Source organism: Anaerobiospirillum sp. NML120511, assembly GCF_023050955.1.
Taxonomy (GTDB): domain Bacteria; phylum Pseudomonadota; class Gammaproteobacteria; order Enterobacterales; family Succinivibrionaceae; genus Anaerobiospirillum.
Window position 1 is genome coordinate 12,923 of record NZ_JALKIK010000005.1, and the last position, 25,297, is coordinate 38,219.

Genomic DNA, 25,297 nt, shown 5'->3' on the forward strand with positions numbered 1-25,297 from the left:
AGGTACGCTCTTGACCAGGCAGTCGGAAAAACAGCTGTTTTTTCAGGCATGGTATTTTCCGTCACTTTCACTTACCTGGTATGACTGGTATGGCAGTGCTGTATTTTCATGACCGGTATTGAGTCATACACGGCCTGATTATCAGGGTTGTTAAGCAGGGTTCTGCTTTTTCAGCCCTCTGTCAGCTGCAGTCTATCAGTCATGTCTGGTATTTATGATAGGACAAATGTCCAGGTCTAAGTAAGGACCTGCGTCACAGGCACAACAGACCAATATGATAATCATGCTCAATTATGAGCAAAATGCATGCTTTAGCCTTTTATTCAGGCTCACTGTTGAGTGCCTTCCCAGGGGGACAGATGCTCAAAAATTGGTAAAACAGCCATTTTGTGCCGTGCTGGTGCATAAAAGGCACTGATATTTATCAGCAGGAGGCTAAATCACCATGGAGGTGGCAGATGCTGCTGTCGGTGCTGCTGGCTGACTGTTGCGCTCGGCTGTCAAGGCTGAATGGGGACAGGGTGTCCGGGCGAACGTATGCTGTGGAATGATGGGCTGAAAAATGATACACCGGAGGCCGTGAACGGCGCTCCGGTGTATCAGAAAGCATTTGATCAGCTGATTGCCGGGCTGATGGCTCTGGTCTGTTGCTGCGGGCCCGGGCCGTGGCTCAGGCATGAGATCTGGCCTGGGCTGGGGGCCTGGCTTGGGACCTGGCCGGGGACCTGCTGCCGCTTCATGCCTGATGCAGGCTGCAGGTCTCCGGTCTGACCACAGGTGACAGGTGGGCGCAATTACATCCCTGAAGCTTGCTGTTATGGAGTTGCTCTTGGACGTGATTTGCCCATTGGGATGAAGATCAGGAGGATAGAGCCAATTACCAGCAGGACAGATACGTAGATAAGACCTGACTCAAAAGAACCTGTCTTATCATAAAGAACACCAATAACCAGAGGGCCGATACCTGAGCCTATGTTACCAACAGAGTTGATAACGGCGATGGCTACGGCGCGGGCGCTGTCGGAAATACACTGATCAGGAGTGGTCCAGAACAGTACCATGGCGGTGAAGGAACCGGCTGTTGCGATGATAATACCAATGTACTGCATGTTGGCTGAGGCCATCACAGCACACATTACCCATCCGGACATGGCTATGATGTATGGCAGTATGGTATGAACCTTACGTTCCTGCATCCTGTCTGAGCTGCGTCCCCAGATGAGCATCAGACCAATGGTAACAAGGTGCGGAATACCGGCCAGAATACCGATGATGGCATTTGATGTGTCAGGACCTGCTACGCTCTTGATGATCTGTGGAGTCCATACGTTGGATGCGGACAGTGAGTTACACAGACAGAAGTAGGAGATGGTATACAGGATAACAGGCATGGTGAAAACGCCCTTCCACTTGCTCTCATGCTGCAGGGCAACATAAGACTTGTGGCCTTCAGGCTGGACAAGGGTAAGCTTGTCCTTTTCAATCATGTCCTTAAGAGTCTCTTTTTCCTTGTCGGTAAGCCAGGTAGCCTTGTCAGGAGAATCAACAAGATAGATCCATACGAAGACACCGAGGATTACAGCAGGGAATCCCTCAAGCAGGAACAGCCACTGCCAGCCTGTTAAGCCCCAGATACCATCCATCTGCAGGAGGTAACCGGATACTGCCGAGCCGATGGCGGCAGTAAATGGCATGGCTACGATGAACAGTGCATTGGCGCGGGCGCGGAAGAATGAAGGGAACCAGTAGGTCAGGTACAGAAGAATACCTGGAAGGAAGCCTGCTTCGGTAATACCTACGAGCATACGGATGATGTACAGGGAGGTTGGTCCCTGGGCAAACATGGTTGCTGTCGATGCAAAGCCCCATGCCACCATGATGATGGCAATCCATTTGCGGGCGCCAATGATGGACAGAATAACGTTGGACGGAATGCCACCGATAAGATAGGTGACATAGAACAGCGTCATCGCAATACCGAAGGCGGTAGCATCAATACCGATATCCTCTCCCATGGTCAGGGCAGCAAAGCCGATGTTGATTCGGTCGAGGAATGAGAAAACGAAGAGAATGAAGAGGAAGAGGATCAGACGGGTAAACAGTTTCTTTATAACCGCCTGTTGCTCTGGTGTATAATTCTCGTGTTGTTGTGCAGGGTTGGTCGCTTGGGCGCTCATAATGCACACGCTCCTAAATAAAAGTTGATTCAAGCATGCCCTTACTGCTGTGGTCATTTTGCAGTATGGACAATGGTGCTTTGACTGAACTTGCCAGGAACCCGGATATCCTTAAAGTCCGACATAAACTGTGGTCAATTTTTTGTTTATGTCTGAGGCTGTAAAGGTCCGGGTTTTTTTTGCCCGAAATTCACCCGGAAAGTACTGCAGGGCAGGTCAGGCCCTCAGGTGCATCAGGCCGGTCAAAGCTCTGATGCACTCACAAGGCTGCCACAGGGCGCCTTATGAGACTTCAGTCCTTACGGGCTGGTCAGACCCTCAGGGCTGTGGCCAGCCTTGCAGGGCTGACCGGGTGAAGGAGGTAAATACCTGCTCCAGAATCCAGTGACAGGGGCATCCGCCACTGCCGGGGCCGGGCTCTGGTCAGGAGCCCTGTCCCCATGTACAGGGATATTAAGTTCAGCAGTTATGTCTGTCTGATTAATAGACTGAGTTGCTGTCCTTTTTGACTTCAGTATTGCGGTACTTTGCCAGCAGGGACTTTGCAGCATTGGAGAGCATGGTAGTGTCAACACCTACGGCTACAAACAGAGCTCCCAGTTCCATGTAATGTCTGGCCATCTGTTCGTTGGCCATCAGGATACCAGGTGCCTTGCCGGCAGCCTTGATCTTGGCAATACACTGCTCGATGGTTTTTACCACCTCCTCGTTATTGGGATTGCCCATGTAACCCATGTCTGCAGAGAGATCGGCAGGTCCGATAAAGACACCGTCAACACCCTCAACTGACAGAATCTCATCGAGGTTTCTTACAGCTTCCATGGTCTCGACCTGTACCAGAACACAGATCTCCTCATTGGCGTGATGCAGATAACCCTCAACATTATTCCAGCGGGAAGCACGGGCAAGTGCAGCGCCAACACCGCGAATACCCTCAGGAGGATAACGGGTGGCTCGTACGGCCTTAATTGCCTCTTCCTTATTCTGAATCATCGGAATCAGGAAAGACTGGGCACCAATATCCAGGTACATCTTGAGCAGCACAGGATCATTGAAATTAGGGCGTACTACAGGAGCACTTGGATATGGTGCGATAGCCTGAAGCTGAGGCAGAACGGAGCGCACGTCATTAGGGGCGTGCTCACCGTCGATGAGCAGGAAGTCATAGCCTGCACATGCCATAAGCTCGGCAGTATAGGAGTTTGCCAGACCCAGCCACATGCCAATCTGCAGCTGACCGTTCTTTAAGCTGGCCTTGAACTGATTTTTGATTAATTCCATGTCTCACCTAGCCGAAGTAGCACTTTACTGAACCCATGTTGCCGTAATCTACAAAGAAGGTGTCACCCTTCTTGGCAGGGATAGGAATGGTGAAAGAGCCTGACAGGATGATTTCACCTGCCTTGAGGGTCTCACCATATGGGTGAAGCTTGTTGGCCAGCCAGGCTACACCGTTAGCCGGATGGTTAAGTACTGCTGCAGCGACACCGGACTCCTCAATGGAGCCGTTGCGGTAAAGCAGGGCGCTTACCCAGCGCAGGTCAAGCTCGTCCACCTTGACGATACGGCCGCCGGTAATTACGCCGGCATTGGCAGCATTGTCAGAGATGGTGTCGAAGACCTTGCGGGTACGACCGGTCACAGGATCGGTATTTGGGCAGCGGGCATCTATAAGTTCAAGGGCAGGCTGCACATACTCAGTTGCCTTGTAGACATCGTAAATAGTGCAGTTCGGGCCGCTTAAATCCTTGCCCAGAATGAATGCCAGCTCAACCTCGATACGAGGAACAATGAAGCGATCGACAGGAATGGTATCGCCATCATTGAAGAGCATGTCATCAAGCAGGGCGCCATAGTCAGGTTCGGTAATGTTGGAACTTCTCTGCATGGCCTTGGAAGTCAGACCAATCTTGTGACCAATGATCCTGCGGCCCTCTTCCTCGGTCTTGATCCTCACCCACTCGCGCTGAATGCTGTACGCATCCTGGATATCCATATCAGGACAGGTAGCAGAAATCTGCGGAATCTGTACACAGGTCTTTTCAGCCTGATTCAGATCCTGGGCAATTTTCCTGATTTGAGCTGTGTCCAGCATAAAAACTCCTACTTGTTTACTGATCCAAGGCAGATGTATTTGACCTCGAGGTATTCATCAAGGCCATAGGCTGAACCCTCACGGCCCAGACCGGACTGCTTGATGCCACCAAAAGGTGCTACCTCGTTGGAGATAAGGCCGGTATTTACGCCTACCATGCCGGCTTCGAGAGCCTCATAGACGCGGACGATACGGCCCATATCTCTTGAATAGAAATAGGAAGCCAGACCAAACTCGGTGTCATTTGCCAGAGCCACAGCCTCGCTTTCATCCTTGAACTTGAATAATGGAGCCAGAGGGCCGAAGGTCTCCTCGGAGAATACCTTCATGTGCTTCTCAACGCCGGTGATGACAGTTGGCTTGAAGAAGAGCTTGCCCTTCTCGTGACCGGTGCCGCCTACCAGAACGACTGCACCGTTATCCTGGGCATCCTTAACGTGCTCACTGACCTTGCTTACGGCCATGGCGTTGATAAGAGGACCCTGCTGCACACCTTCCTCATGCCAGGCTCCTACCTTGAGAGCACCTACGCGCTCAGCAAGCTTTCTGGCAAATTCTTCGTACACACCTTCCTGAACAAAGATACGGTTGGCGCATACACAGGTCTGGCCAGAGTTGCGGTACTTTGCTACCAGAAGACCCTCAACAGCATCGTCCAGATCAGCGTCATCAAATACGATGAATGGAGCATTGCCACCAAGTTCAAGGGAGAGCTTCTTGACGGTGTCAGCGCACTGCTGCATGAGGATCTTGCCTACACGGGTAGAACCGGTAAAGGTGAGCTTCTTGATGACTGGGCTCTCACACAGGGCCTTGCCTACGCCTGCAGCATCCTTGCTTGGAACGATGTTGAAGACGCCGGCAGGAACACCGGCCTCACGGGCCAGGTATGCCAGTGCCAGAGCTGATAAAGGAGTTTCATCGGCAGGCTTTAAGACTACGGTACAGCCGGCAGCCAGAGCAGGACCAACCTTACGGGTGATCATGGCATTAGGGAAATTCCATGGAGTAATGGCAGCAACAACGCCAATTGGCTGCTTGATGGTGCTCATACGGATGGAAGAAACTGGAGCCTGCATGGTAAGGCCATTGATGCGCTTGCCTTCCTCTGCAAACCACTCGATAAAGGAGGCGCCGTAGGCAATTTCGCCCATGGCTTCAGCCTTGCCCTTACCCTGCTCGATGGAAAGGATGATGCCCAGGTCTTCCTGGTGCTTCATGATGAGATCAAACCAGCGACGCAAGATGATGCTTCTTTCTTTGGCAGTAGTCCTTGACCAGGTGGTGAAGGCCTTCTGAGCACACTCGATGGCGGTATGGGTATCAGCAACAGTCATATCTGATACACGTGAGATGACCTCACCGGTGGAAGGATCCAGAACGTCGAACTCAGCCCCGCTGCTGGAGTTGACGAATTCACCGTTAATAAAACCCCTGGTCTGAAGTAAAGAGGCGTCTTTTAAATGCTCTTGCATATAATCTCCTGATTAATTTGTTTGCTTTTCGTCGGGGGTATCTCTTCGAATCATGAACTGATGAATAAAAGAGATAAAAGCAAGTATTAACATTATTAATGTCATTGCAAACGGGGTGTCGTCCTGCAGGATTGACACAAGATATGAGGCCAGACATCCCAGAGCGAACTGTGAAGATACCGCCAGAGAGGTTGCACTTCCCGCCATTTCGCCCCTTTGACTGAGCAGCAGGGACAGTGAGTTTGCGCCCAGAGCATTGGTCATGGATATGAAAAGAACTATGCAGACGACAATTGTGGTCAGGTTACTTTCGTTGAAAATGAACAGCAAAATGCCAGAAATAAGCTGAAATGAGGTCTGAAACAGAATAATTTTTCTTAATTTGTACTTTTTGAGCAGTTTCATGTTCAAAACGAGCATGGCAATCATGCCCAGAACATTGAGCAGGAACAGATATCCGTAGTACTGCTCGGGTACTTTGAAATACTCTATATAAACAAAAGGAGAGCCTGCAATAAAGGCGAACATGGCGCCAAAAGAGAAAGCAAAGACACCGATAATGCCCATATCTGATGGCGATTTGATCAGGGTTATGTAGTTTTTAAACGATGTCAGGATAATGCCCTTGTCGTCCTCGGTCTCCCTGAGGGTCTCCGGCAGCACAAAGATGATGATGCAGAAGGCCAGCAGTCCGATTATCGTCAGCGTAATGAAAATGGCTCTCCATGAGGCAAAGTAAAGTACGTAACCACCTATGATTGGTGCTGCCAGCGGCGCAACCATGGTTACCAGAGTCATAAGCGACATGACCCGGGGCAATGTCTTCGGGTGGTAACAGTCCCGGGCAATGGCGCGCGCCATAACGATTGCTGCTGCCGATCCAAAAGCCTGCGTAAAGCGCAGGAACACAAATAATTCAGCGTTGGGTGCGAAAGCCAGGGTAAATGATGAACATACGAAAATCATAAGTCCGGCTATCAGCAGTTTGCGGCGACCAATCACATCGGAGATTGGGCCGTAGATAAGCATGGCTATACAGAAGCCAAAGAAGAAAGCAGAGAGTGAATGCTGCATCTGAGCCTGGCTGGCACCGAGATCTTTGGCAATAGCCGGAAGAGCCGGCAGATACATGTCAATTGACATGGGACCAAAAGCTACCAGTGAGCCCAGCAAAGGAATAAAGAATTTATGTGGATCTCCTTCAAATGGTTTTGGCATGATTTCACTTTCCTGTAATGCTGTTAATAACTGTCCAATACGTACATAAAGCAGGGCCTGCCCGTATGCATGCAGCAAGGCCCGGCCCGTGCCCTGTGGCACGGTGCTCTGGCTCTGGCACCTGTCCATGACATGTGCCAGACGGGCAAATGCCCTTTATCAGGATTTCTTTAAGAAAGCATGTACGTTGTTTTTCTTAAAGTTTAGTACAGGATCAAGCTCTTCCATGGTGAAAGACAGTGCCAGCAGCCGCTTTTCCTGAAGTTCGGCAAAGTGCCCGGTAATGAGATCAAAGATCATCTGACCGGCCTGCTTGCGGGTCTCCAGATCACGACCGGCTCCGATTTTCAGAGTCATATGAACAAAGGCATAGTCGTGGGCTCCGTCAGCCATCTGCCAGGTATCCAGCCAGATGGCTCTGGAGCGGATACCTCCTAAAGGAAAGACACCTGTGTCAGCCATTGCCTTGTTGACCTTGGCAAAGAGCTCAGGAAGACGGGCTTCCTCTTTGATGTTATCTGTACATTCAGCGATAAAGTGCGGCATAAAGTCCTCTGTTAACCTACTCGATCCCTGAGGTATTCAGGGATTGGGAACTCGGCCACAATCTGGCCGGTGCCGGAGCTTGGGAAGAGATCGCATAAAATCTCCACCCTCTCTGAGTATCTGTCCCAGCCAAGCATGCCCAGCAGCATTACTGTGTCGTGCATAGCACCTTCACCCTGGCAGTGAACTGCATACTCAGGAATCATTGCGCAGAACTCCTTAAAGCGGCCTTCTTTCCACATCTCGACCACCTTCTCGTCAACATGCCTGTTGAACTCGTTGGTGAATGCATCCATGCCCTCTTCGGCACGGTGATCAGGAATGAAGTAGTGAGACAGGGATCCTGAGGCAATAACACCCACAGTACCGTCATACTTCTCAATGGCGCTGATGATGGCCTCACCGATCTTTCTGGAGTCAGCATGCTCATGGGAGGTCAGGAAAGCAGCAATGGAAACTACCTTGAACTCGTAACCGCCCATTTTCATGTAGCGCATTGGAACCAGGGTGGCGTACTCGAGCTCAAGAGAGTCAATCTTGTGGCCCATGGCTCGCACGCCCAGTTTCTTTGCCTCTTCAGCGATCATCATGCCAAGCTCAGGGTTTCCGGTGTGCTCAAACTCCATATCGTGAATGAAGTGAGGCAGCTCGTTGGAGGTATAGGTGCCCTTGAAGTGTGCACCACAGTTGATGTGGTAGGCGGAGTTAACCAGCCAGTGGGTGTCGAACACGATTACAGTATCGACGCCTTTTTCCTTCATGCGGCGGCCCATCTCCTGCAGAGCATCGATGGCAGCCTGGCGGCAGCCGTGGTGCTTGCCTGGGAGCTCTGATAAGTAAAGTGATGGTACGTGTGTAGCTTTAACTGCGTAAGCAAGTTTGCCCATAGATCAAATCCTCTTTTTGTATGAGCCTGAAAACTCTTATACACCCCAGCGTGGGATAGGGTGATCGCCAAAGGAGATACATACGTTCTTAACTTCGGCAAATACCTCAAAGCTGTACTCACCGCCCTCGCGGCCAACACCGGAGGCTTTGATGCCACCGAATGGCTGACGCAGGTCGCGAACATTCTGAGTATTGACGAATACCATGCCGGCTTCGATCTTTGAGGAGATACGCAGAATCTTGGAAATATCCTGAGTCCATACATAGGAGGCCAGACCGTATTCGACGTCGTTGGCAAGGCGCAGACCCTCTTCCTCGTCCTCAAATGGGATGAGGCAGACTACAGGGCCAAAGATTTCTTCCTGAGCAATGCGCATGTTGTTGTTAACATCGGCAAAGACAGTAGGGCGGATGAAGTTGCCATTCTTCAGATGCTCTGGAACATCAGGACGCTCCAGACCACCGGCGAGCAGAGTTGCACCCTCTTCCATACCGATCTTGATGTAGCCGGTTACCTTGTCGTAGTGCTGCCTGGAGATCATGCAGCCTACCTGGGTGTTGAAGTCGGCAGGGTCGCCTACGATAAGACGCCTGGCGCGTTCGGCAAACTTCTGGACGAAGTCAGCGTAGATGCTCTTCTGAATAAAGATACGCGAACCTGCGGTGCAGCGCTCACCATTGATGGAGAAGATGGTGAACAGGGCTGCGTCCATGGCGCGCTCAATGTCAGCATCCTCGAAAATGAGCACAGGAGACTTGCCGCCCAGCTCCATGGAGTACTTCTTGATGCCGGCGTTCTGCATGATGGCTCGGCCGGTTTTGGTGCCGCCGGTGAAGGAAACAGCGCGGACATCCTTATGACGTACCAGAGCGTCACCGGCAGTGGCGCCGTAGCCCTGAACGATATTGAATACACCCTTTGGAATACCTGCTTCATTTACCAGCTGACCCAGGAAATCAGCAGTCAGAGGAGAGAGCTCGGACATTTTGAGAACAGCAGTGTTACCCAGAGCAAGACATGGAGCGGTCTTCCAGGTGCCGGTCATGAAAGGTACGTTCCATGGGGAAACAAGGGCACATACACCAACTGGCTGAAGCAGGGTGTAGTTCATCATCTTGTTGTCCACAGGATAGGTACGGCCGTTCATCTGCTGACAGACTTCGGCAAAGAACTCGAAGTTGTGGGAGGCACGTGGAATTAAGACATTACGGGTCTGGTGAATTGGCAGACCGGTGTCCATGGTCTCCAGTTCAGCAATTTTGTCGACGTTCTGGTCAATGAGCTCACCGAGCTTGCGCATCAGGCGGGCACGCTCTTTCATTGGGGTGGCGGCCCACTTTGGGAAAGCTTCCCTGGCAGCAGCTACGGCAGCATCAACTTCTCTGGCACCGCCGGAGGCAACCTCGGCAATAACCTCACCGGTAGCCGGATTGATGTCATCAAAGTACTCGTCGGAGGTTACGTTCTGTCCGTTAATCCAGTGATTTACTTTCATCATTATTGAAAGGTCTCCTCATATTGCTTCTGGGTAATTATGGTGTTGGCAAGGCGGCCTACGCCTTCGACCTCTACTTCAACAAAGTCGCCATGCTTGACGTCTGACAGGCCCTTTGGTGTGCCAGTGGCAATCATGTCACCCTCGTTTAAGGTCATGAAGGCTGACAGGTAGGAGATAAGGAAAGGAATGGAGAAAATGATGTCCTTTGTGGTTCCTTCCTGACGCAGCTCACCGTTTACGTAGGTGCGGACAGTGAGGTTGTGCGGATCGGCAACATCGTCACGATCGACAATCCATGGACCTGTAGGGGTGCAGGTATCACGGCACTTCACACGCAGGTTAGGGCGGTAGTAATTCTCCAGGTAGTCACGGATAGCGTAGTCGTTACATACTGTGTAACCGCCTACATAATCCATGGCCTCAGCTTCAGAGACGTTACGGCACTTCTTTCCAATGACCACAACCAGTTCGCACTCGTAGTGCATGTAATCAACATTGTCCGGACGTACGGTAACGCCCTTGTGTCCGGTAAGGGTGTTGTTGCCCTTTAAGAAGATTAATGGCTCCTCAGGTGGCTTGAAATCGAGCTCAGCAGCATGGTCAGCGTAGTTCAGACCAAGAGCGAACATGGTGCCCTGACATGGAGGCAGGAATTTGACCTCATCGCTTTTGAGATCGATCTTTTCCTGGCTCCTGTCATCGGTGAGCACTTCGCTGTCATCGATGTAGCCCTGGTATACGGAACCCTTATATAAAACCTTAGCCTTTCTCATGACTGCTCCTTACTTTGCAAAGGTGACCAGAGTTTCAAAACCCTGAGCCTTGATTTCAACCTTGTCGCCGCTCTTGATAGCAACGCGCTTCTGAGGGGTGCCCATGAGCACCATGTCGCCCACCTCAAGGGTGGCAAAGTCGGTAAGGGCCTCGAGAATCTGTCCGGCATTGCGGATAAAACCGCTGGTGTTGTAGCAGTCAACCTTCTCGCCATTGATCCAGGTTTCAATGTCGATGCTGGCAACGCAGACTTTGGCAACTGAACCTACAGGGCAGGAGTTGTCCTGGCACTTGGCCTTGATGGCAGGACGGTAGAAAGACTCTTCTGCAAGGGAAATTTCGTTGGCAAGCGCGAAGCCTTCGATATATTCGCAGGCGTCCTCTGCCTTGATTCTGGAAGCTTTCTTGCCAATGACGATGGCAAAGGTGCCGCCGGAGTAGTACTGCTCTGCAGGATCGAGAACAATCTCTCCGTTATTTACGTTGTGGGTATTGCGTGGCTTGATAAACCATACGGCCTTCTTAGGCAGCTCCTTGTATGGAGGCTCAAGAAAAGCATCATGCCAATGATCCATCTGGCTCTGGTGGTTCAATGCAATGGCAAATACATTTGGAGACATCTGGTTCAAGACCTCATGTTAAGAAAATTGATTGTTTTAAATTAATTTACCGATCCTGTACGCCCGGATATGTGACATAAGCCCCACAAAATCCAATTTCCAGGCAGCATTTTTTTAGTGATTTTTTCGATAATGTTTTGCAGATAACCGATAAAAAGATGTGAATATTAAACAGGCTTAACAAAGCCACAAAGCACGTGGCAGCGCCATCGACGTACCTGACACCCCCAGCCTGGATCCAGGCTTGAGGTAAAAACTTTTACACATGGCAAAAACATTTGTCCGTCAAGTTGATAAAAAAATCTTAATTGAATATCAGTGCCATAAGATCCAAAAGTGCAATTTTTCAGATAAAAGGTACCATCACTGGCACTTTAGGGGTGTAAACCGGTACTTTTTGAGGAGTAGTTAGAACCCGTCTGCTCATGGCCTGTACAGCTGCTCAACAGGCCCGGTCATCTCCCCGCAAACAGGCGCTATTTCGGCATAAATATGACGTTTTGGCCAACAAACAGCAGTGCCTCATGTCACTGTTGACCCTCCCGGATTCATACAGCGAAAAATTCATGGACATGTATACACAGCCTGCTCTGCACAGATCTTCTCAAAATGGGTAAATTCCACCGAAAAGTACCATTTTGTTAAACAGCCAGGGAGTGTGCTCACGGCTTTTGGAATGCCCGGGCCTCATGTTGTTAAAGAAAAACTTTGTGTCAAAACCATAAGCAGAGCATCACGGAGCGCAAAAGATGACCGCTCTCCTCCAAAAAGGCGCAATATATCAGCGCCCGCTCATAAACTTGTATGGAAGTAATTATGTCCATCAGAACATCCTGTCCGGCATGATCCGGATCACTTTTCGCCAACATGGATCCAAGCTCAGCACCCCTCTAAAACCCCGTCACTACGCCATTTGCGCCCAATAAAATTTCCGCTTCGCGCAAATCACACCGAAACCGGCCCCATTAACCGCCCTGCTAATGTCCAGTCTGCCTGTCCCCCGGTAACATACCCGTGCAGCGTGTTCCCAGGAGCATCCCTGGCTGCAAATCCAAATGCGGCTTACCCGTACTGCGTGTTCCCCAGCTGCATCTTTCCAGTGGCATCACAGCCTGCAAGATCCAATAAGTCATACGCCTGGCTGCAGGATACGCAGCGCTCGCCCTCTGTCCTCATCTATAACAACATATAAAAGCCGGGACATGGCCCCAGGGACAGCCCCTGACATCCCTTATTGTTATCTGCCCCGAATCGCAACAGATCATTCTGCTGCATCAAAAGCAGCAGCGCTCAATGCGGCTTCAGGTTCGCCAGCGAGTCCCTGCATTACCGGTGTCAGGCTGTCAGCAGGGATCAACAATGTATAGACGTACTGACACATTCCGATCTGCTGACAGCATAAACATCATGAGCCGCACTCGGGTGTTTGGGGAGAGCCGGTATCAGGGATTAAGTCAGCCATGGGCTGACATGGGCGGCAGTTTGATGGTCAGGTGCATTGCATTGTATTGCCTGCTGTTTGAGGGGCAGGTGCGTGGTATTGCCTGCCATTGCCAGCAATTGCCTGCAAGCAGGTATGGCCGTGCTTAGGAGGTCCTGCCTGTCTTATGGCATGCACCAGGGGCGCTATTATGGGGAGCGTGGCTAACTGCTGGCAGGAGATCTTTTGCTGCGGAAGTGCGTTGGCTGCAGCAATGTGGGCTGTGAGTGCAGCATGGAGGGCTTTGACGCAGCCTGCGCGACAGGAGGGTGTAGGGTTGGCTGTTTTCCTAGGAAAATATCACTGTGGCTGTTATGATCAGGGGTTTGGAATCAGCTCTGATATTGCCCCTGTAATTAGCAGTTTAGAGCATGAGCAGTGATGACAATGCTCTGCAGGTTTGCTTATTGGTACAGGGCACTGGCATTTTTGATGCTCTTAATGTTCTTAATGCAGCTGAGCGTCAGTTTTTACTGCCTGGTATTTTTGCTCCCAGGACATATGGGCCTGAGGCCTCAGTCAGATCTGATATCCAGGACCCCTGTTATGGACCATTATCCCTGACCAGGCGGTTCGACATTTGTTTGATTTTGAGTTCATCATCAGGATTTTCTATGGCCAAGAAAGCTGCCCCTTTTTCCTTTGATCAGTGCAGGGAGCGTCTGACCGGACTTTTTGCTCAGACCTCACTTGAGATCAGTGAGGCTCAGATTGAGCAGCTGACCATTCTTCTGGAAATGCTCAATACCTGGAACGCCGCTCTCAATCTCACTGCCATCAAGGATGTGGATCAGATGGCCATTCTGCATATTCTCGACAGCGCCGCAGTCTGTCCTGTAGTCAGATCAGTTGAGGGCGTGAAGAGCGTAGCCGATGTTGGTACAGGTGCAGGCTTCCCAGGACTGGTGCTGGCCATTATGAATCCTGATCTGAACTTTACCCTAATCGATTCAGTGGGCAAGAAGCTTTCCTTTGTCCGTCAGGTGGTCACAAGGCTTAAGCTTGCCAATGTCGAGCTTATCAACAAGCGCTGTGAAGAGATTGAGCATGAGCCTTTTGACGTTATCGTCAGCCGTGCCTTTGCTCCTCTGGAGCGTATGATTTCATGGTGTCTGCCCCTGCTGGACAGGTCAGGCCGCATGGTAGCCATGAAGGCCAACCTCGAAGACAGTGAAATTCAGGATGTTCCTGAAACTGTTAAAATAGAAAGGATCGAAGAACTCAAAGTTCCTGAGCTTGACGCCCGCCGTCAGGCGGTAGTTCTAAGTCACGCCTGATCGGACTTCTTCCTCTGCCTGACCGGATAATCCCCTGTAGCATTGCTCACTGAAATGATGTCAGCTTTGCAGGCTGGAAAGACAGATCACAAAGCAGGTCATATCCCTGAGGTTTGCACTTGAGGATCGGATCTTGCTCATCAAGGCCAGGGGGACATGGGGCCTGCTCTTAAAGCTCCGTCAGCTGCATACAGAAGCTGCTGCTGATTCAGGATGCGCCTGCAGCAGTGCCACCGGCACAGCCTGCAGTCGCAGGCATTTATCTGACCGGGCACAGGTTCATCTGCCCATCAGGCAGAGACAGGATCTGCCGTTATCAGTACTGACAGTAATCAGAGCCGTCAACGGATAGGAAATGTTATGGCTAAAATCATCGCAATCTCTAATCAAAAAGGTGGTGTGGGTAAAACTACCACCTGCATCAACCTTGCTGCCTCTCTGGCACTGATGGATAAGAAGGTTTTAGTCATTGATGCCGACCCACAGGGTAATGCCACCATGGGATCGGGTATTAACAAGTACAGAGTAGAGTGCTCTGTGCGCCATGTACTCATTGACGGTGCTGACGCCATGAGCGCCCTTGTCACCGAAACCAACGGCGCCTATCACCTGATTCCTGCTGATGATGAGCTGGTTGCAGCCGAGTTCAAACTTCGTGACTCCATGTCCCGTGAGGTAAGACTCAAAAATGCCCTTGAGCCTATCAAGGACAATTATGATTACGTCTTTATTGACTGTCCGCCATCCCTTAACTACCTGTCCATCAATGCCATGTGTGCAGCCAACAGCATCATGGTTCCTATCCAGTGTGAGTACTTTGCCCTTGAAGGTCTGACTCTGCTGATTGATACCGTGGACAAGCTCGGCCGTGAGGTCAATCCTCATATCAGAATCGAAGGCATTCTCAGAACCATGTACGATAACCGCAACCGCCTGTCTCAGGACGTGTCCAACGATCTGCAGAACAGCTTTGGCGACCTCGTTTACCGTACTATTATTCCGCGTAATGTACGCCTTGCTGAGGCCCCAAGCTATGGCAAACCTGCTGTGTTCTATGACCGCAGCTGTGCCGGTGCCAAGGCATATGTAGCTCTGGCAGCAGAGATCCTGGAAAAGGAACTGCTGGCCTCAAGCTCTTAAGACAGTATTAACAGTATTCACGGTCAGACTTTCCTTTCTGACCTGCCCGCCTGAAATCACATGCGCGGGCTGATCTGAGGCCCAGGATGGCCTGTCCCGTCACCAGCGGCGCTCCTGCAGATGCAGCAGCTGCAATCCTGTAACTGATGTGCCATAAAGCTGTGACAGCAATGGCGTGAGATAACAGGTAATGTCCCCATGAATGACGGGCGGCACTGTACAGATCCCATCCCCTTTTCATTAATAACTCTTTTCAGCTCTGTTCCTTTATCATTAGCGGTATTACTGTGCCTGCTGACAGCTGCAGCTGTGCACGTGACCCCTGGTGGTTCAGGACAGAATCAGGGAGCAAAATCATGGCTGGCTTAGGCAGAAGTTTAGGCACTTTAATCAGTGACAGCAGCGAGAAAAAGTCACGCAGTGGCAAGTCTGCAGCTGAGTCATATGTAAATGATCTGCTCAGCCGTTCCCTGGCAGGACGAGCTGATGCTGACAAAGGCGCGGATCAGGAACAGGCAAAGTCCGGAGAACAGACGAAGTCTCAGAGCAGGTCCCAGACAAAATCAAAGGCCAAAGCTACAGCCAAAGCTCCGGTCAAATCTGCAGCCAAAGCCTCTGATAAGACTGCTGAAAAGGCAACTGCCAGTACCTCTGTAAAGGCAGGCGGCAAGAGCGCAGCCTCTGCAGGTGCAAAGTCAGCTGGCAAGGCTGCTGCCGGCGCCGTGGATGCAGCCGCAAAGCCTGCATCCAGAAGCAGCACCAAAGCAGCCGCAGTAGCTGACGCTGCAGCCGAGGCTGTGGCCCCGGCTGCTGTTCAGGCCGGGACTTCAAAGTCCGGATCCAAAAAGAAAGCTGCTGCAGGCAGGACAACTGCAGCAGGAAAGACAGATGCTGCCGGCAAGGCATCCGCAGCAAAGGGCGTAGCTCAAGAGAAATCCATGGCTGCTCAGCAGGTCCATGCACAGACTGATGTGCATCAAGGCGCTGACCATGAGACTGAGGCTGAGCAGTCTCAGCTGCCTGACAGTACTGAAAATTCAGCTGCAGTGACTGCTGCTGTGGTCAGTGAGAAGGCTCACAGTGAAAAGACTTCTGCTGTGTCCTCCCTTGCCCGTGAGGCTGTCAGCGCTCAGGAATTGCGAGATGGCAGTGAGCTGTCCACCATTGCCAGCTCCCGTGCCGGCTTTGGCAGCAGCGCCATGGCAGCAGTGAATGCTGCCGGATCTGAGGCATCGGATAATCATCTGGTACTTAACGTCAAGCTTGAGCTGCTCAAGCCATCAGCCTACCAGCCACGTCACAGCTTTGATGATGAGGCTATTATTGAGCTTGCTACCTCCATCAAGGAGCACGGTCTGCTTGAGCCTCTGATTGTTCAGCGTACCGACAGCGGTTTCTTTGAGATTATCTGTGGTGAGCGTCGTTATCGTGCTGCACGTATGCTGGGTATGGATGCAATTCCATGTCTGGTGCGTGATGTTGTTGATGAAAAGGCCTATGCCATCGCCCTTATCGAAAACATTCAGCGTGAAAACCTCAACCCTGTTGAACTGGCAATTGCCTTTGATCAGATGATGCAGGAATGCGGCATGACCCAGGAAGAGGTAGCTCGCAGCGTCTGCAAGTCACGCTCTGCCGTGGCCAACTATCTGCGTGTGCTCAAACTTGAAGATGAGGCTATGGCGGCCCTGCGTGCAGGTCAGATTGACCTTGGACATGCCAAGGTGCTGCTGTCATTAAGCGGAACTGCTCAAAGTGAGGCCTGTCAGGTGGTAATTGAGCGCGGTCTGTCAGTGCGTGCCACCGAAAGCTTTGTAAAGGAGTTTGCCAAGAAGATTGCTGCCCGTCAGGCTGAGGAGGCCAAAAGCTCCCCCAGTGAAGGTGAGGCGCTCAAGGACCTGAACTTCCAGGCTCTGGAAAAGACTCTGAACATGAGAATGCGCGGTCCGCGTGCCAAGTTCAAGACCGGTCGCGGCGGCAAAGGCAAGCTCACCTTAAGCTACGAGGACGAGCATGAGCTTTTTGCCCTCCTTACCATGCTGGGGCTGCAGCCTCATAACGACTGATAATCCCTGACATCTTTTCAGGCCCTGCCTTATTGAGCGTAATGGCTCAACAGGGCAGGGCCTGTGCATTTTCACAGCCCGGCCACCAGGCACTGCCCTCACCGGGATGGATCATCTTCAATCAAGCAAATAACCATGCAACAGCAAGATAACTCCCAGACATCTACACCTGACAGCAGTGCACAGCAGGCGCCAGAACTCACCAGGGCTGACGCCGCCATCGCAGCCGGTCCTGAACAGGACGGCAGCACAGCAGAACCAGCCGGTGCCGCTCAGGCCTGCTCACGGCAGGCAAGTGCCCCGCAGGACGCTGCTCCGCAGGCCAGCTCTGGGCAAGCCAGTGGGCGTGCTGCTGGCGCCGGCAAGGGCAGCGGCTGGGATGATGTGGATAATGATGATTATGGTGTTCCAGCCCGCAAGATCTCCTATGAGGAGGCGCTTGAGCTAAGCCGCAGGCAGCCAGGACTGAGCAGCATCATCTTTATGATTCAGGTCAGCATCTTCTGTATTTTTGGCTCAGCCTTCGCTGGCTTTGCCAAGGCCTCATCGGCTCTCAAGGAGATGGCTCCTGACAGCCCTGAGGTGCTCTTCCGTCTTGCTGAGCTTGCCGGTCCCTTTGCTGACATGGGGGCCATGGGCGCTGCCATATGGTTCATGCTCTCATCTCTTTGTGGATGTGCCGGTGTGATTGTCCCGATAGCTGTCTACAATGCCATTGCCCGCTCCCCAGACCGCAGTCACGGCCAACATGCAGGCATGACCATGTATGACCTCATCAAGGCAGAGATCCTCAAGTACTCCATCATGGTCATCATTCTGGTGGCCGCCTTCAAGTTCACTGACCTCAATGCCCTGGTGATCATGGCCTCTTTTGTCGTAGTGATGTTTGTTCAGATCCTGAGGACCTCTCTGTCTCTGGGAGTACGCAGCTAAGCACAGCGCAGAGCAGCACCTGCCTTTATCCATGGACCAGATAAGAGGGCCCGACCTGTTACCTGCTGAAGCCCCAGGTAGCACGGTCGGGCTCTTTTGTTTTGTCGGTCGGGTAATAGCAGTGCTGCCTGCAGACGACCAGCTGGTGCGCAGCCAGCCTGGGGCGGCGCTGGATGCCGGCTCCTCCTGGTCTTGCCCTGTGCCGTCAACTCACCACGCCAGCGTGACCTGTCAGGCTGGTGTGGGGCACTGGGGGCTGATTGGGGGCTGATTGGGGCGTGCGGGCTGATGGCTGTTGAGGCTTATTTCTATGGTCTTCTGGCATTATTCCTGTGGTCTTTTGCCTGATGCAGAAAAGACAGGAGATGTGAGCATGGTGGCGGTAAAGTTAATAAAAATTCGCAATCGTATCAGCGCTCATACGCTCTGGCATGCTGCCATCTGTCAGCTGGAGAGGGCATGGCTAATCCAGTACAGCGCCAGGGGCTGGTGCCTTGCCGGAGTGACTGGCTGAGGGGCAGTCGGTTGTTAGTCTGGCGGGCCATAATGCGCAGTAAGAGTGCAAATTATGTGTGCACGAAACCGCATGATGAACTTTTTTGGAGATGGGGTAAAAAGGTCAATATAGTGTAGTTTTATTTTTCGCTCTGGTACTTTTGGACAGATCTGACAGCAAATTTTATGAGGTGGGCAACACTTTTGGGGGATATGTATCAGGATGGAGATGTGATGACGTGCACAGTTTTTCTTTGATGGAGCGATTTGAGTGTATCTATGATGATAATTTATTGCACTTTTATGATCACGCAATGTGACTTATGAAATTGCTAAATTTTCTACTTTGAGGGTATATTAAGGTGATCATAAAGGTCTACAGCTGTCTTTTGAGCATGTGCCCCGGCACTGATTAGCCTTTAATCAAGTGCCTTACATAACGCAGTTTTCAAAGTAGCAGACTGCACGTTCTGCCAGCCGGAAAATGATCCTCCATATATGTATGGAGATCAAACTGGAGTTTGGTTGCTCATCTGGTTATCCCTTCCTGATCAAAGGCTCAGGCGGACAGCTAATTTTGAGCAAACAAACATAAGGTAATGCTTAAATTTTTGACGAGGTTCAATTTTATAAGCATTTCCTGTCCTTTAAGGCCGGTGGTGCAGGCGTAAACGGCCCTTTTTTCTCCTGGAAACAGGTAAAATATTCGGGACTGACAGGACTGTCCTTTTACGGGAAAATCCTGTCGCGCAGCGCAGCTGAAACTGCCATGTCCGGGGTGACATGACAGTAAGATCTGGCATATTTCATCTCACTTTGCTCTACAGAAAATACAGTGATGCAGAACCGAATGGTACTTTCCGTCGAAAGGGCGTCCGGTTTGTTGTGGTGCACTTTTTCTGTTGACAAAGAAGCAGTGAAAGTATGTCAGGCGATCAGATAAAGCCATACTGTCAGGTGGTTATCTGAGCTGCTTAACAGGTACGGGGGCGGGAGTTGTCTTTCGCATCCTGGGCTGTGGCAGACGGTAATTATTCAAGGTTGGCAAACCTTTGAGTCCTCTTTGGTCGATTAAAGTTGTTTTAAGATCGCGCCTTTTCTCCTTATAACCCCCTTGCCGGTACCTTACTTAGTGCATGGAAGCGGGGCCTTTTACATCAGACGAAAAACACCGGACTGACATTGCGGTATCAGACTGTTGAGAGCTTAAGTGCGGGAACAGTCAGAATGCGCACATTTGTCATAAGGTCATGACCGGGCTGTCAGATGCAGAGTTGAGAGCTTAAATGCGGGAACCTGTATTAAGGACAGGGACGGCAGAGACTGCACCAGGTCCTGGTGAATAAAGCCATGATGTAAGGGAACTGTTGAAGTGAGTTACGTATTGATGCGGTTTTGAGGTCTTAAGAACCATGAGAATTAGGCTGTGAGGATGAAAAGCTGCTGTCTTTTCCAATACTGGAGTAAGAGCCCTGAGCTTTAACTTTGGTAATTGTCTGAAGAGCACCTGGTACGCGTCACTTTATCTGAATGAAAGCTCTCCTGCGGAGACGGTCCATGACCTGGACATAATCCACAAGGTGGGCATCAGTCAGCGCAACTTTTATATCAAATAATTGAAGAATACAGACCTGACGGTCCTGAAGCCCCGGCGGCAGTACTGTTGTGAATGTGTTCTTTGCGTGTTCATCTTGGAAGCTAAAGAATCTTATGTCTGAGACTTCACCATCTCAAGAGTATATTGGACACCACCTTTCATTCCTGCAAGTTGATCTCACAAACGGCAATATCGTAAACAGCGTTATTCCAAAGGAGCCTGCAGCCTATCAGAACTGTCTTGCTGCATCCGGAAGTCAGGCTGACTGTCTGGCCATCACCGGTTACGAGCAGTGCAAGTTCACTGATCTGGCACAGGGCACCTGTATCGCTTATCACGCTCCTGCCGAGCATGAGGCCTCATTATTCAATTTCGCACACCTGAATCTTGACTCTTTCCTGGTCACCATCGTTCTGGGTCTGATTTTCATCGGCCTGTTCCGCTATGGTGCCAAGCAGACACGCTCCGGCGTGCCTACCAAGCTTCAGTGCTTTGTGGAAATGATTTTTGAGTTCGTACAGGGATCCGTAGCCTCCATCTTTAAGAGAAAGAGCGACATAATTGCCCCTCTGTCTCTGACAGTTTTCATGTGGGTATTCCTCATGAACCTGATGGATCTGCTCCCTATCGACCTCCTGCCTGGATTTGCAAGCTATATTGGTGTTCCATACTTCAGAGTAGTTCCATCAGCTGACGTAAACATCACCCTTTCCATGGCCACTGGTGTTTTCTTCCTGATTTTCTACTTCTCTTTCACCAACATTGGCGTCAAGGGTTTCATCAAGACCTATACCCTGCATCCGTTCCATCACTGGGCTTTCGCCCCGATCAACCTGATCCTTGAAGGCGTTTCCTTACTTGCCAAGCCTGTTTCCCTCGGTCTGCGACTCTTCGGAAACATGTACGCAGGTGAAATGATCTTCATCCTGATCGCGCTGATTCCGGTGTGGTGGGTACAGTGGGTACTGAATGTGCCTTGGGCATTATTCCACATCCTGATTGTTACCTTACAGGCTTTCATCTTCATGGTATTGACTATCGTTTACCTGTCAATGGCCAGTGAAGAAGACTAGCAGGCAGATGTGAACAGACGTTTACCGCTGCCTTCTGGTGAAAACCATAACTAACTTATTCAACATGAAGCATCAGTGCTGAAGTTTCCCGACTTTATATGCATTTTCAAGGGGAATGGATGACTGACCCGGTGTTACCGGCCAGCCTGCCGCCGTTTTCGTCTTTGTCTGGCACAGGAGGGCTTTCCGGGGATATGCTCCAGTCACAAAATTTGTACTCTAAAAGGAGAATTTAAATGGATCTCAACATCCTTGCTGCCGGCATTATGATGGGCTTAGCTGCTATTGGTGCTGCTATCGGTATCGGTATCTTAGGTGGTAAGTTCTTAGAGGGTTCTGCCCGTCAGCCAGATTTACTTCCATTACTCCGTACTCAGTTCTTCATTGTGATGGGTCTTGTTGACGCTATTCCTATGATCGGTGTAGGTCTTGGCATGTACCTCCTGTTCGCTGCTTAAGCTAAACACTGTTTTAGCAAGGAGCTGAACCTTGGAAATTAATGCTACTTTTTTAGGTCAAGCCGTTGCATTCTTCATTTTTGTGGTCTTATGCATGAAATATGTATGGCCACCATTAATGAGCGCCCTTGAAAAAAGGCAGAAAGAAATTGCCGATGGTCTTGCCAATGCCGAAAAGGCTAAAAGAAACCTTGAGATAGCAAAGTCTAATGCAGCTGACACCTTACACAAGGCTAAGGAAGAAGCTCAGAAGATCATTGATGAGGCAAACATGCAGCGCTCAATGATTCTGGACCGTGCTACTGAAGAAGCTACTAACGAGAAGAACCGCATCATCGAGTCTGCAAAGGCTGTGATCGAGTCAGAGACTAACAAGGCCCGTGAGGAATTACGTGCTGAAGTTATCGCCCTGGCCGTTGCTGGTGCGGAGAAAATTCTTGATAAGAAAATGGATGCAAGCTCTGATCATCAAATGGTCAAGAAGATTGTTGATTCCTTGTAAAGTGAGGTGAAAGCATTGGCTGAGAACCTAACTATCGCAAGACCTTATGCTCAGGCAGCTTTTGAAATTGCCCGACAGGACAAGACCTTTGACAGCTGGTCAAAGGCCCTTGAGGCTCTTTCCTGCGCCATGTCTCATGAGCAGTTTGCCTACATGATCTCTGAGGCCAGTACTCATGAGGCTGCGGCAAAGCTTCTGATTGAGCTTTTAGGTGATCTTCTTGACGAGAAAGCACAGAACTTCGTCTATGTAATTGGTGAGAACAATCGTTTTGAGGTTCTCCCTGAAATCTGTCAGGAATTTATCAGGTTACGCGACGACTTCATGCAAGTCCGCGTCGTTGAGATCGTGACTGCCCGTCCTCTGGCAAAGGAAGATGAACAAGCTATCGTTGCCAAGCTGGAGGCCAGGTACAAGGTCAAGGTAAATCTCACCCGTACCATCGATCCTTCCATCATGGGCGGTGTCATCATCCGTATCGGAGATGAAGTCATTGACGGCAGCGTCAAGACTAACCTGAGTAGATTGTCTTCAACCCTCAAGTAAAGCAGGGGAAATGTAAATGCAATTAAATTCAACTGAAATTGCCGATCTCATCAAAAAGCGCATCGAGCAATTTAAGGTTGTCACAGAGGCACGTGATGAAGGCACCATCGTCTCCGTAAACGATGGTATCGTACGTATTCACGGCCTTTCCAACGTTATGCAGGGTGAAATGCTGGACTTCGGCGAAGGTCTGTTCGGTCTGGCTTTAAACCTTGAGCGTGACTCTGTTGGTGCCATCGTGATGGGCCCATACACTCACTTATCTGAGGGTATGAAGGTCCGCAGCACCGGCCGTATTCTTGAAGTACCAGTTGGCAACGCACTGCTGGGCCGCGTTGTAAACACTCTGGGTGAGCCTATCGACGGCAAGGGTCCTATTGAGAAGACCGCTTTCTACCCAGTAGAAAAGATCGCTCCAGGCGTTATTGCACGTCAGGGCGTATCTCAGCCAATTCAGACTGGTTATAAGGCCGTTGACGCCATGATCCCTATCGGTCGTGGTCAGCGTGAGCTTATCATTGGTGACCGTCAGGTAGGTAAGACTGCTCTGGCTATCGACACCATCATTAACCAGAAGAACTACGGCGTTCGCTGTATTTATGTTGCAATTGGTCAGAAGGCTTCTACCATTGCCGGCGTAGTAAGAAAGCTCGAAGAGCACGGCGCTCTGGACAACACCATCATCGTTGCCGCTTCTGCTTCAGATACTGCCGCCTTACAGTACATCGCCCCATATGCCGGCTGTGCCATGGGTGAGTTCTTCATGGACCAGGGCGAAGACGCTCTGATCATCTATGATGATCTGTCCAAGCACGCTGTTGCCTATCGTCAGATTTCTCTGCTGTTACGTCGTCCACCAGGCCGTGAGGCTTTCCCAGGTGACGTATTCTACCTGCACTCCCGCTTACTCGAGCGTGCCTCCCGTGTTAACGCCGAGTACCTGGAGGCTCTGTCAGGTGGTAAGGTCAAGGGCAGAACCGGTTCCTTAACCGCACTGCCAATTATTGAAACTCAGGCCGGTGACGTGTCTGCGTTCATTCCTACCAACGTAATTTCCATTACCGACGGTCAGATCTTCCTTACCTCCTCACTGTTCAACTCTGGCGTACGCCCAGCTGTTGATCCAGGTATTTCCGTATCCCGTGTAGGTGGTGCAGCTCAGACCAAGCTCATCAAGAAGCTCTCTGGTGGTATTCGTACCGCTCTGGCTCAGTACCGCGAACTGGCAGCATTCGCCCAGTTCTCCTCTGACCTTGATGATGCAACCCGCAAGCAGCTCGACCACGGTCAGAAAGTAACCGAACTCATGAAGCAGAAGCAGTTCTCTCCATTAACTGTTGCTGAGCAGGGTCTGATTATTTTCGCAGCTGAGCGTGGCTTCCTTGAGGATGTTGAGCTTTCCAAGATTCTGTCATTTGAATCTGCCCTGTTAGAGTTTGCCCGCCAGAAGTATGGTGACTTCTTAAGTGGCCTTGAGGCCAACCCTGATTACAACGATGAGATCGTCAAGACTCTCAACGATTTAATCACTGAGTTCAAGTCATCACAAACCTGGTAGGAGCCCTAATATGGCCGGCGCAAAAGAAATACGCACTAAGATCGCCAGTGTTAAAAGCACTCAGAAGATCACCAGTGCTATGCAAATGGTAGCCGCATCAAAGATGAGACGTGCCCAGGAGAAAATGAGCTCCTCACGTCCATACTCTCAGGCTCTTAACCGAATTATCGGTCACATTGCTGCTGGTCACACTGAATATCGCCACCCATACATGGTCGAGCGTGAGGTAAAGAACGTTGGTTATATCATCGTTTCTACCGATCGTGGCCTGTGTGGTGGTCTTAACATCAACCTTTTCCGTAAGACTCTCAATGACATGAAGAGCACTATTAACAGCGGAAAGGGCGTTAAGACCGTATTGTTAGGCAGCAAGGCCAACGCCTTCTTTGCCCGTGCAGGCATGGACATTATTGCCCAGCATGCCGGCTTTGGCGATGAGCCTTCTCCTGACAAGCTGGTAGGTGCTATTAAGGTGATGACCGAGGCGTACTTAAATGGTGAAGTAGACAAGATCAATCTCTGCTTCAACGGCTTTAAGAACACCATGGTGCAGCTCCCAATGGTAGTTCAGCTTCTCCCTCTGCCAATGACAGATGACGAGAACATCAAGAAGAACCACTGGGATTACATTTACGAACCTGATCCGGCTATCATTTTACATGTAGTTTTAGATCGTTATATTCAGCAGATGGTTTATCAGGCTGTGCTTGAGAACCTTGCCAGTGAGCAGGCAGCCCGTATGGTGGCTATGAAAGCAGCTACAGATAACGCCGATGCCCTTGTCAGCGATCTGCAGCTTGAATATAACAAAGCACGTCAGGCAGGTATTACGATGGAGCTTAACGACATCGTATCCGGTGCCTCTGCGGTCTAATTTTTT

Annotated in this window: 20 protein-coding genes; 10 read left to right on the plus strand and 10 right to left on the minus strand. The window is 50.7% G+C overall.

The annotated features are described in order from the left end of the window. Window positions 1-815: 815 nt before the first annotated feature. The 10 genes from hpaX to MXE39_RS02335 all read right to left on the minus strand — a co-directional run bounded on the left by hpaX (window position 816) and on the right by MXE39_RS02335 (window position 11,292). The gene (gene hpaX, locus MXE39_RS02290) at window positions 816-2,177 is read right to left on the minus strand and encodes a 4-hydroxyphenylacetate permease (RefSeq protein WP_246977075.1); all 1,362 of its coding nucleotides are present in this window, start codon (window positions 2,175-2,177) and stop codon (window positions 816-818) included. A gap of 480 nt (window positions 2,178-2,657) precedes the next feature. After that, window positions 2,658-3,458, minus strand: a complete 801-nt coding sequence (gene hpaI / locus MXE39_RS02295; RefSeq protein ID WP_246977074.1) for a 4-hydroxy-2-oxoheptanedioate aldolase — start codon at window positions 3,456-3,458, stop codon at window positions 2,658-2,660. A gap of 7 nt (window positions 3,459-3,465) precedes the next feature. Beyond that, window positions 3,466-4,272 carry a 2-oxo-hept-4-ene-1,7-dioate hydratase gene (gene hpaH, locus MXE39_RS02300; protein WP_246977072.1) on the minus strand — a complete coding sequence of 269 codons (807 nt, stop codon included), beginning with the start codon at window positions 4,270-4,272 and terminating at the stop codon, window positions 3,466-3,468. Window positions 4,273-4,280: 8 nt separating this feature from the next. Beyond that, window positions 4,281-5,747 (minus strand): NAD-dependent succinate-semialdehyde dehydrogenase, encoded by a 1,467-nt coding sequence (locus MXE39_RS02305; RefSeq protein WP_246977070.1) that lies wholly within the window; start codon window positions 5,745-5,747, stop codon window positions 4,281-4,283. Window positions 5,748-5,759: 12 nt separating this feature from the next. Continuing rightward, window positions 5,760-6,965 (minus strand): Bcr/CflA family multidrug efflux MFS transporter, encoded by a 1,206-nt coding sequence (locus MXE39_RS02310; RefSeq protein ID WP_247073748.1) that lies wholly within the window; start codon window positions 6,963-6,965, stop codon window positions 5,760-5,762. 159 nt (window positions 6,966-7,124) lie between these two features. Then, on the minus strand, window positions 7,125-7,511 hold the full coding sequence (locus MXE39_RS02315) for a 5-carboxymethyl-2-hydroxymuconate Delta-isomerase (protein WP_246977066.1): 387 nt from the start codon (window positions 7,509-7,511) through the stop codon (window positions 7,125-7,127). A gap of 11 nt (window positions 7,512-7,522) precedes the next feature. Beyond that, window positions 7,523-8,398 (minus strand): 3,4-dihydroxyphenylacetate 2,3-dioxygenase, encoded by an 876-nt coding sequence (gene hpaD / locus MXE39_RS02320; RefSeq protein WP_246977064.1) that lies wholly within the window; start codon window positions 8,396-8,398, stop codon window positions 7,523-7,525. A 36-nt stretch (window positions 8,399-8,434) separates the two neighbouring features. Then, a complete protein-coding gene (hpaE, locus tag MXE39_RS02325; protein WP_246977062.1) occupies window positions 8,435-9,898 on the minus strand; it encodes a 5-carboxymethyl-2-hydroxymuconate semialdehyde dehydrogenase in 1,464 nt (487 codons plus the stop codon). Continuing rightward, complete coding sequence (locus MXE39_RS02330) at window positions 9,898-10,671, minus strand: fumarylacetoacetate hydrolase family protein (RefSeq protein WP_246977060.1); 774 nt, start codon at window positions 10,669-10,671, stop codon at window positions 9,898-9,900. The genes hpaE and MXE39_RS02330 overlap by 1 nt, the downstream gene beginning before the upstream one ends. A gap of 9 nt (window positions 10,672-10,680) precedes the next feature. Next, window positions 10,681-11,292 (minus strand): fumarylacetoacetate hydrolase family protein, encoded by a 612-nt coding sequence (locus MXE39_RS02335; RefSeq protein WP_246977058.1) that lies wholly within the window; start codon window positions 11,290-11,292, stop codon window positions 10,681-10,683. 2,094 nt (window positions 11,293-13,386) lie between these two features. On the opposite strand from MXE39_RS02335, the gene rsmG reads away from it, so the two are divergent. The 10 genes from rsmG (at window position 13,387) to atpG (ending at window position 25,291) form a co-directional block, all read left to right on the plus strand. Beyond that, window positions 13,387-14,049 carry a 16S rRNA (guanine(527)-N(7))-methyltransferase RsmG gene (gene rsmG, locus MXE39_RS02340; RefSeq protein WP_246977056.1) on the plus strand — a complete coding sequence of 221 codons (663 nt, stop codon included), beginning with the start codon at window positions 13,387-13,389 and terminating at the stop codon, window positions 14,047-14,049. 360 nt (window positions 14,050-14,409) lie between these two features. Then, a complete protein-coding gene (locus MXE39_RS02345) occupies window positions 14,410-15,189 on the plus strand; it encodes a ParA family protein (RefSeq protein WP_246977054.1) in 780 nt (259 codons plus the stop codon). Between the two features lie 356 nt (window positions 15,190-15,545). Beyond that, the gene (locus MXE39_RS02350) at window positions 15,546-17,255 is read left to right on the plus strand and encodes a ParB/RepB/Spo0J family partition protein (protein ID WP_246977051.1); all 1,710 of its coding nucleotides are present in this window, start codon (window positions 15,546-15,548) and stop codon (window positions 17,253-17,255) included. Between the two features lie 135 nt (window positions 17,256-17,390). Continuing rightward, entirely contained in the window at window positions 17,391-18,188 is a 798-nt protein-coding gene (locus MXE39_RS02355; RefSeq protein WP_246977049.1) for a hypothetical protein, read from the plus strand. Window positions 18,189-20,393: 2,205 nt separating this feature from the next. Then, window positions 20,394-21,353 (plus strand): F0F1 ATP synthase subunit A, encoded by a 960-nt coding sequence (atpB, locus tag MXE39_RS02360; RefSeq protein ID WP_246977047.1) that lies wholly within the window; start codon window positions 20,394-20,396, stop codon window positions 21,351-21,353. A gap of 236 nt (window positions 21,354-21,589) precedes the next feature. Then, a complete protein-coding gene (atpE, locus tag MXE39_RS02365; RefSeq protein WP_246909920.1) occupies window positions 21,590-21,811 on the plus strand; it encodes a F0F1 ATP synthase subunit C in 222 nt (73 codons plus the stop codon). 31 nt (window positions 21,812-21,842) lie between these two features. Beyond that, complete coding sequence (gene atpF, locus MXE39_RS02370; RefSeq protein ID WP_246977045.1) at window positions 21,843-22,313, plus strand: F0F1 ATP synthase subunit B; 471 nt, start codon at window positions 21,843-21,845, stop codon at window positions 22,311-22,313. Between the two features lie 15 nt (window positions 22,314-22,328). Then, on the plus strand, window positions 22,329-22,859 hold the full coding sequence (locus MXE39_RS02375; protein WP_246977043.1) for a F0F1 ATP synthase subunit delta: 531 nt from the start codon (window positions 22,329-22,331) through the stop codon (window positions 22,857-22,859). A gap of 16 nt (window positions 22,860-22,875) precedes the next feature. Then, window positions 22,876-24,417, plus strand: a complete 1,542-nt coding sequence (gene atpA / locus MXE39_RS02380; RefSeq protein WP_246977041.1) for a F0F1 ATP synthase subunit alpha — start codon at window positions 22,876-22,878, stop codon at window positions 24,415-24,417. A gap of 10 nt (window positions 24,418-24,427) precedes the next feature. Then, window positions 24,428-25,291 carry a F0F1 ATP synthase subunit gamma gene (gene atpG / locus MXE39_RS02385; protein ID WP_246977039.1) on the plus strand — a complete coding sequence of 288 codons (864 nt, stop codon included), beginning with the start codon at window positions 24,428-24,430 and terminating at the stop codon, window positions 25,289-25,291. Window positions 25,292-25,297 lie beyond the last annotated feature (6 nt).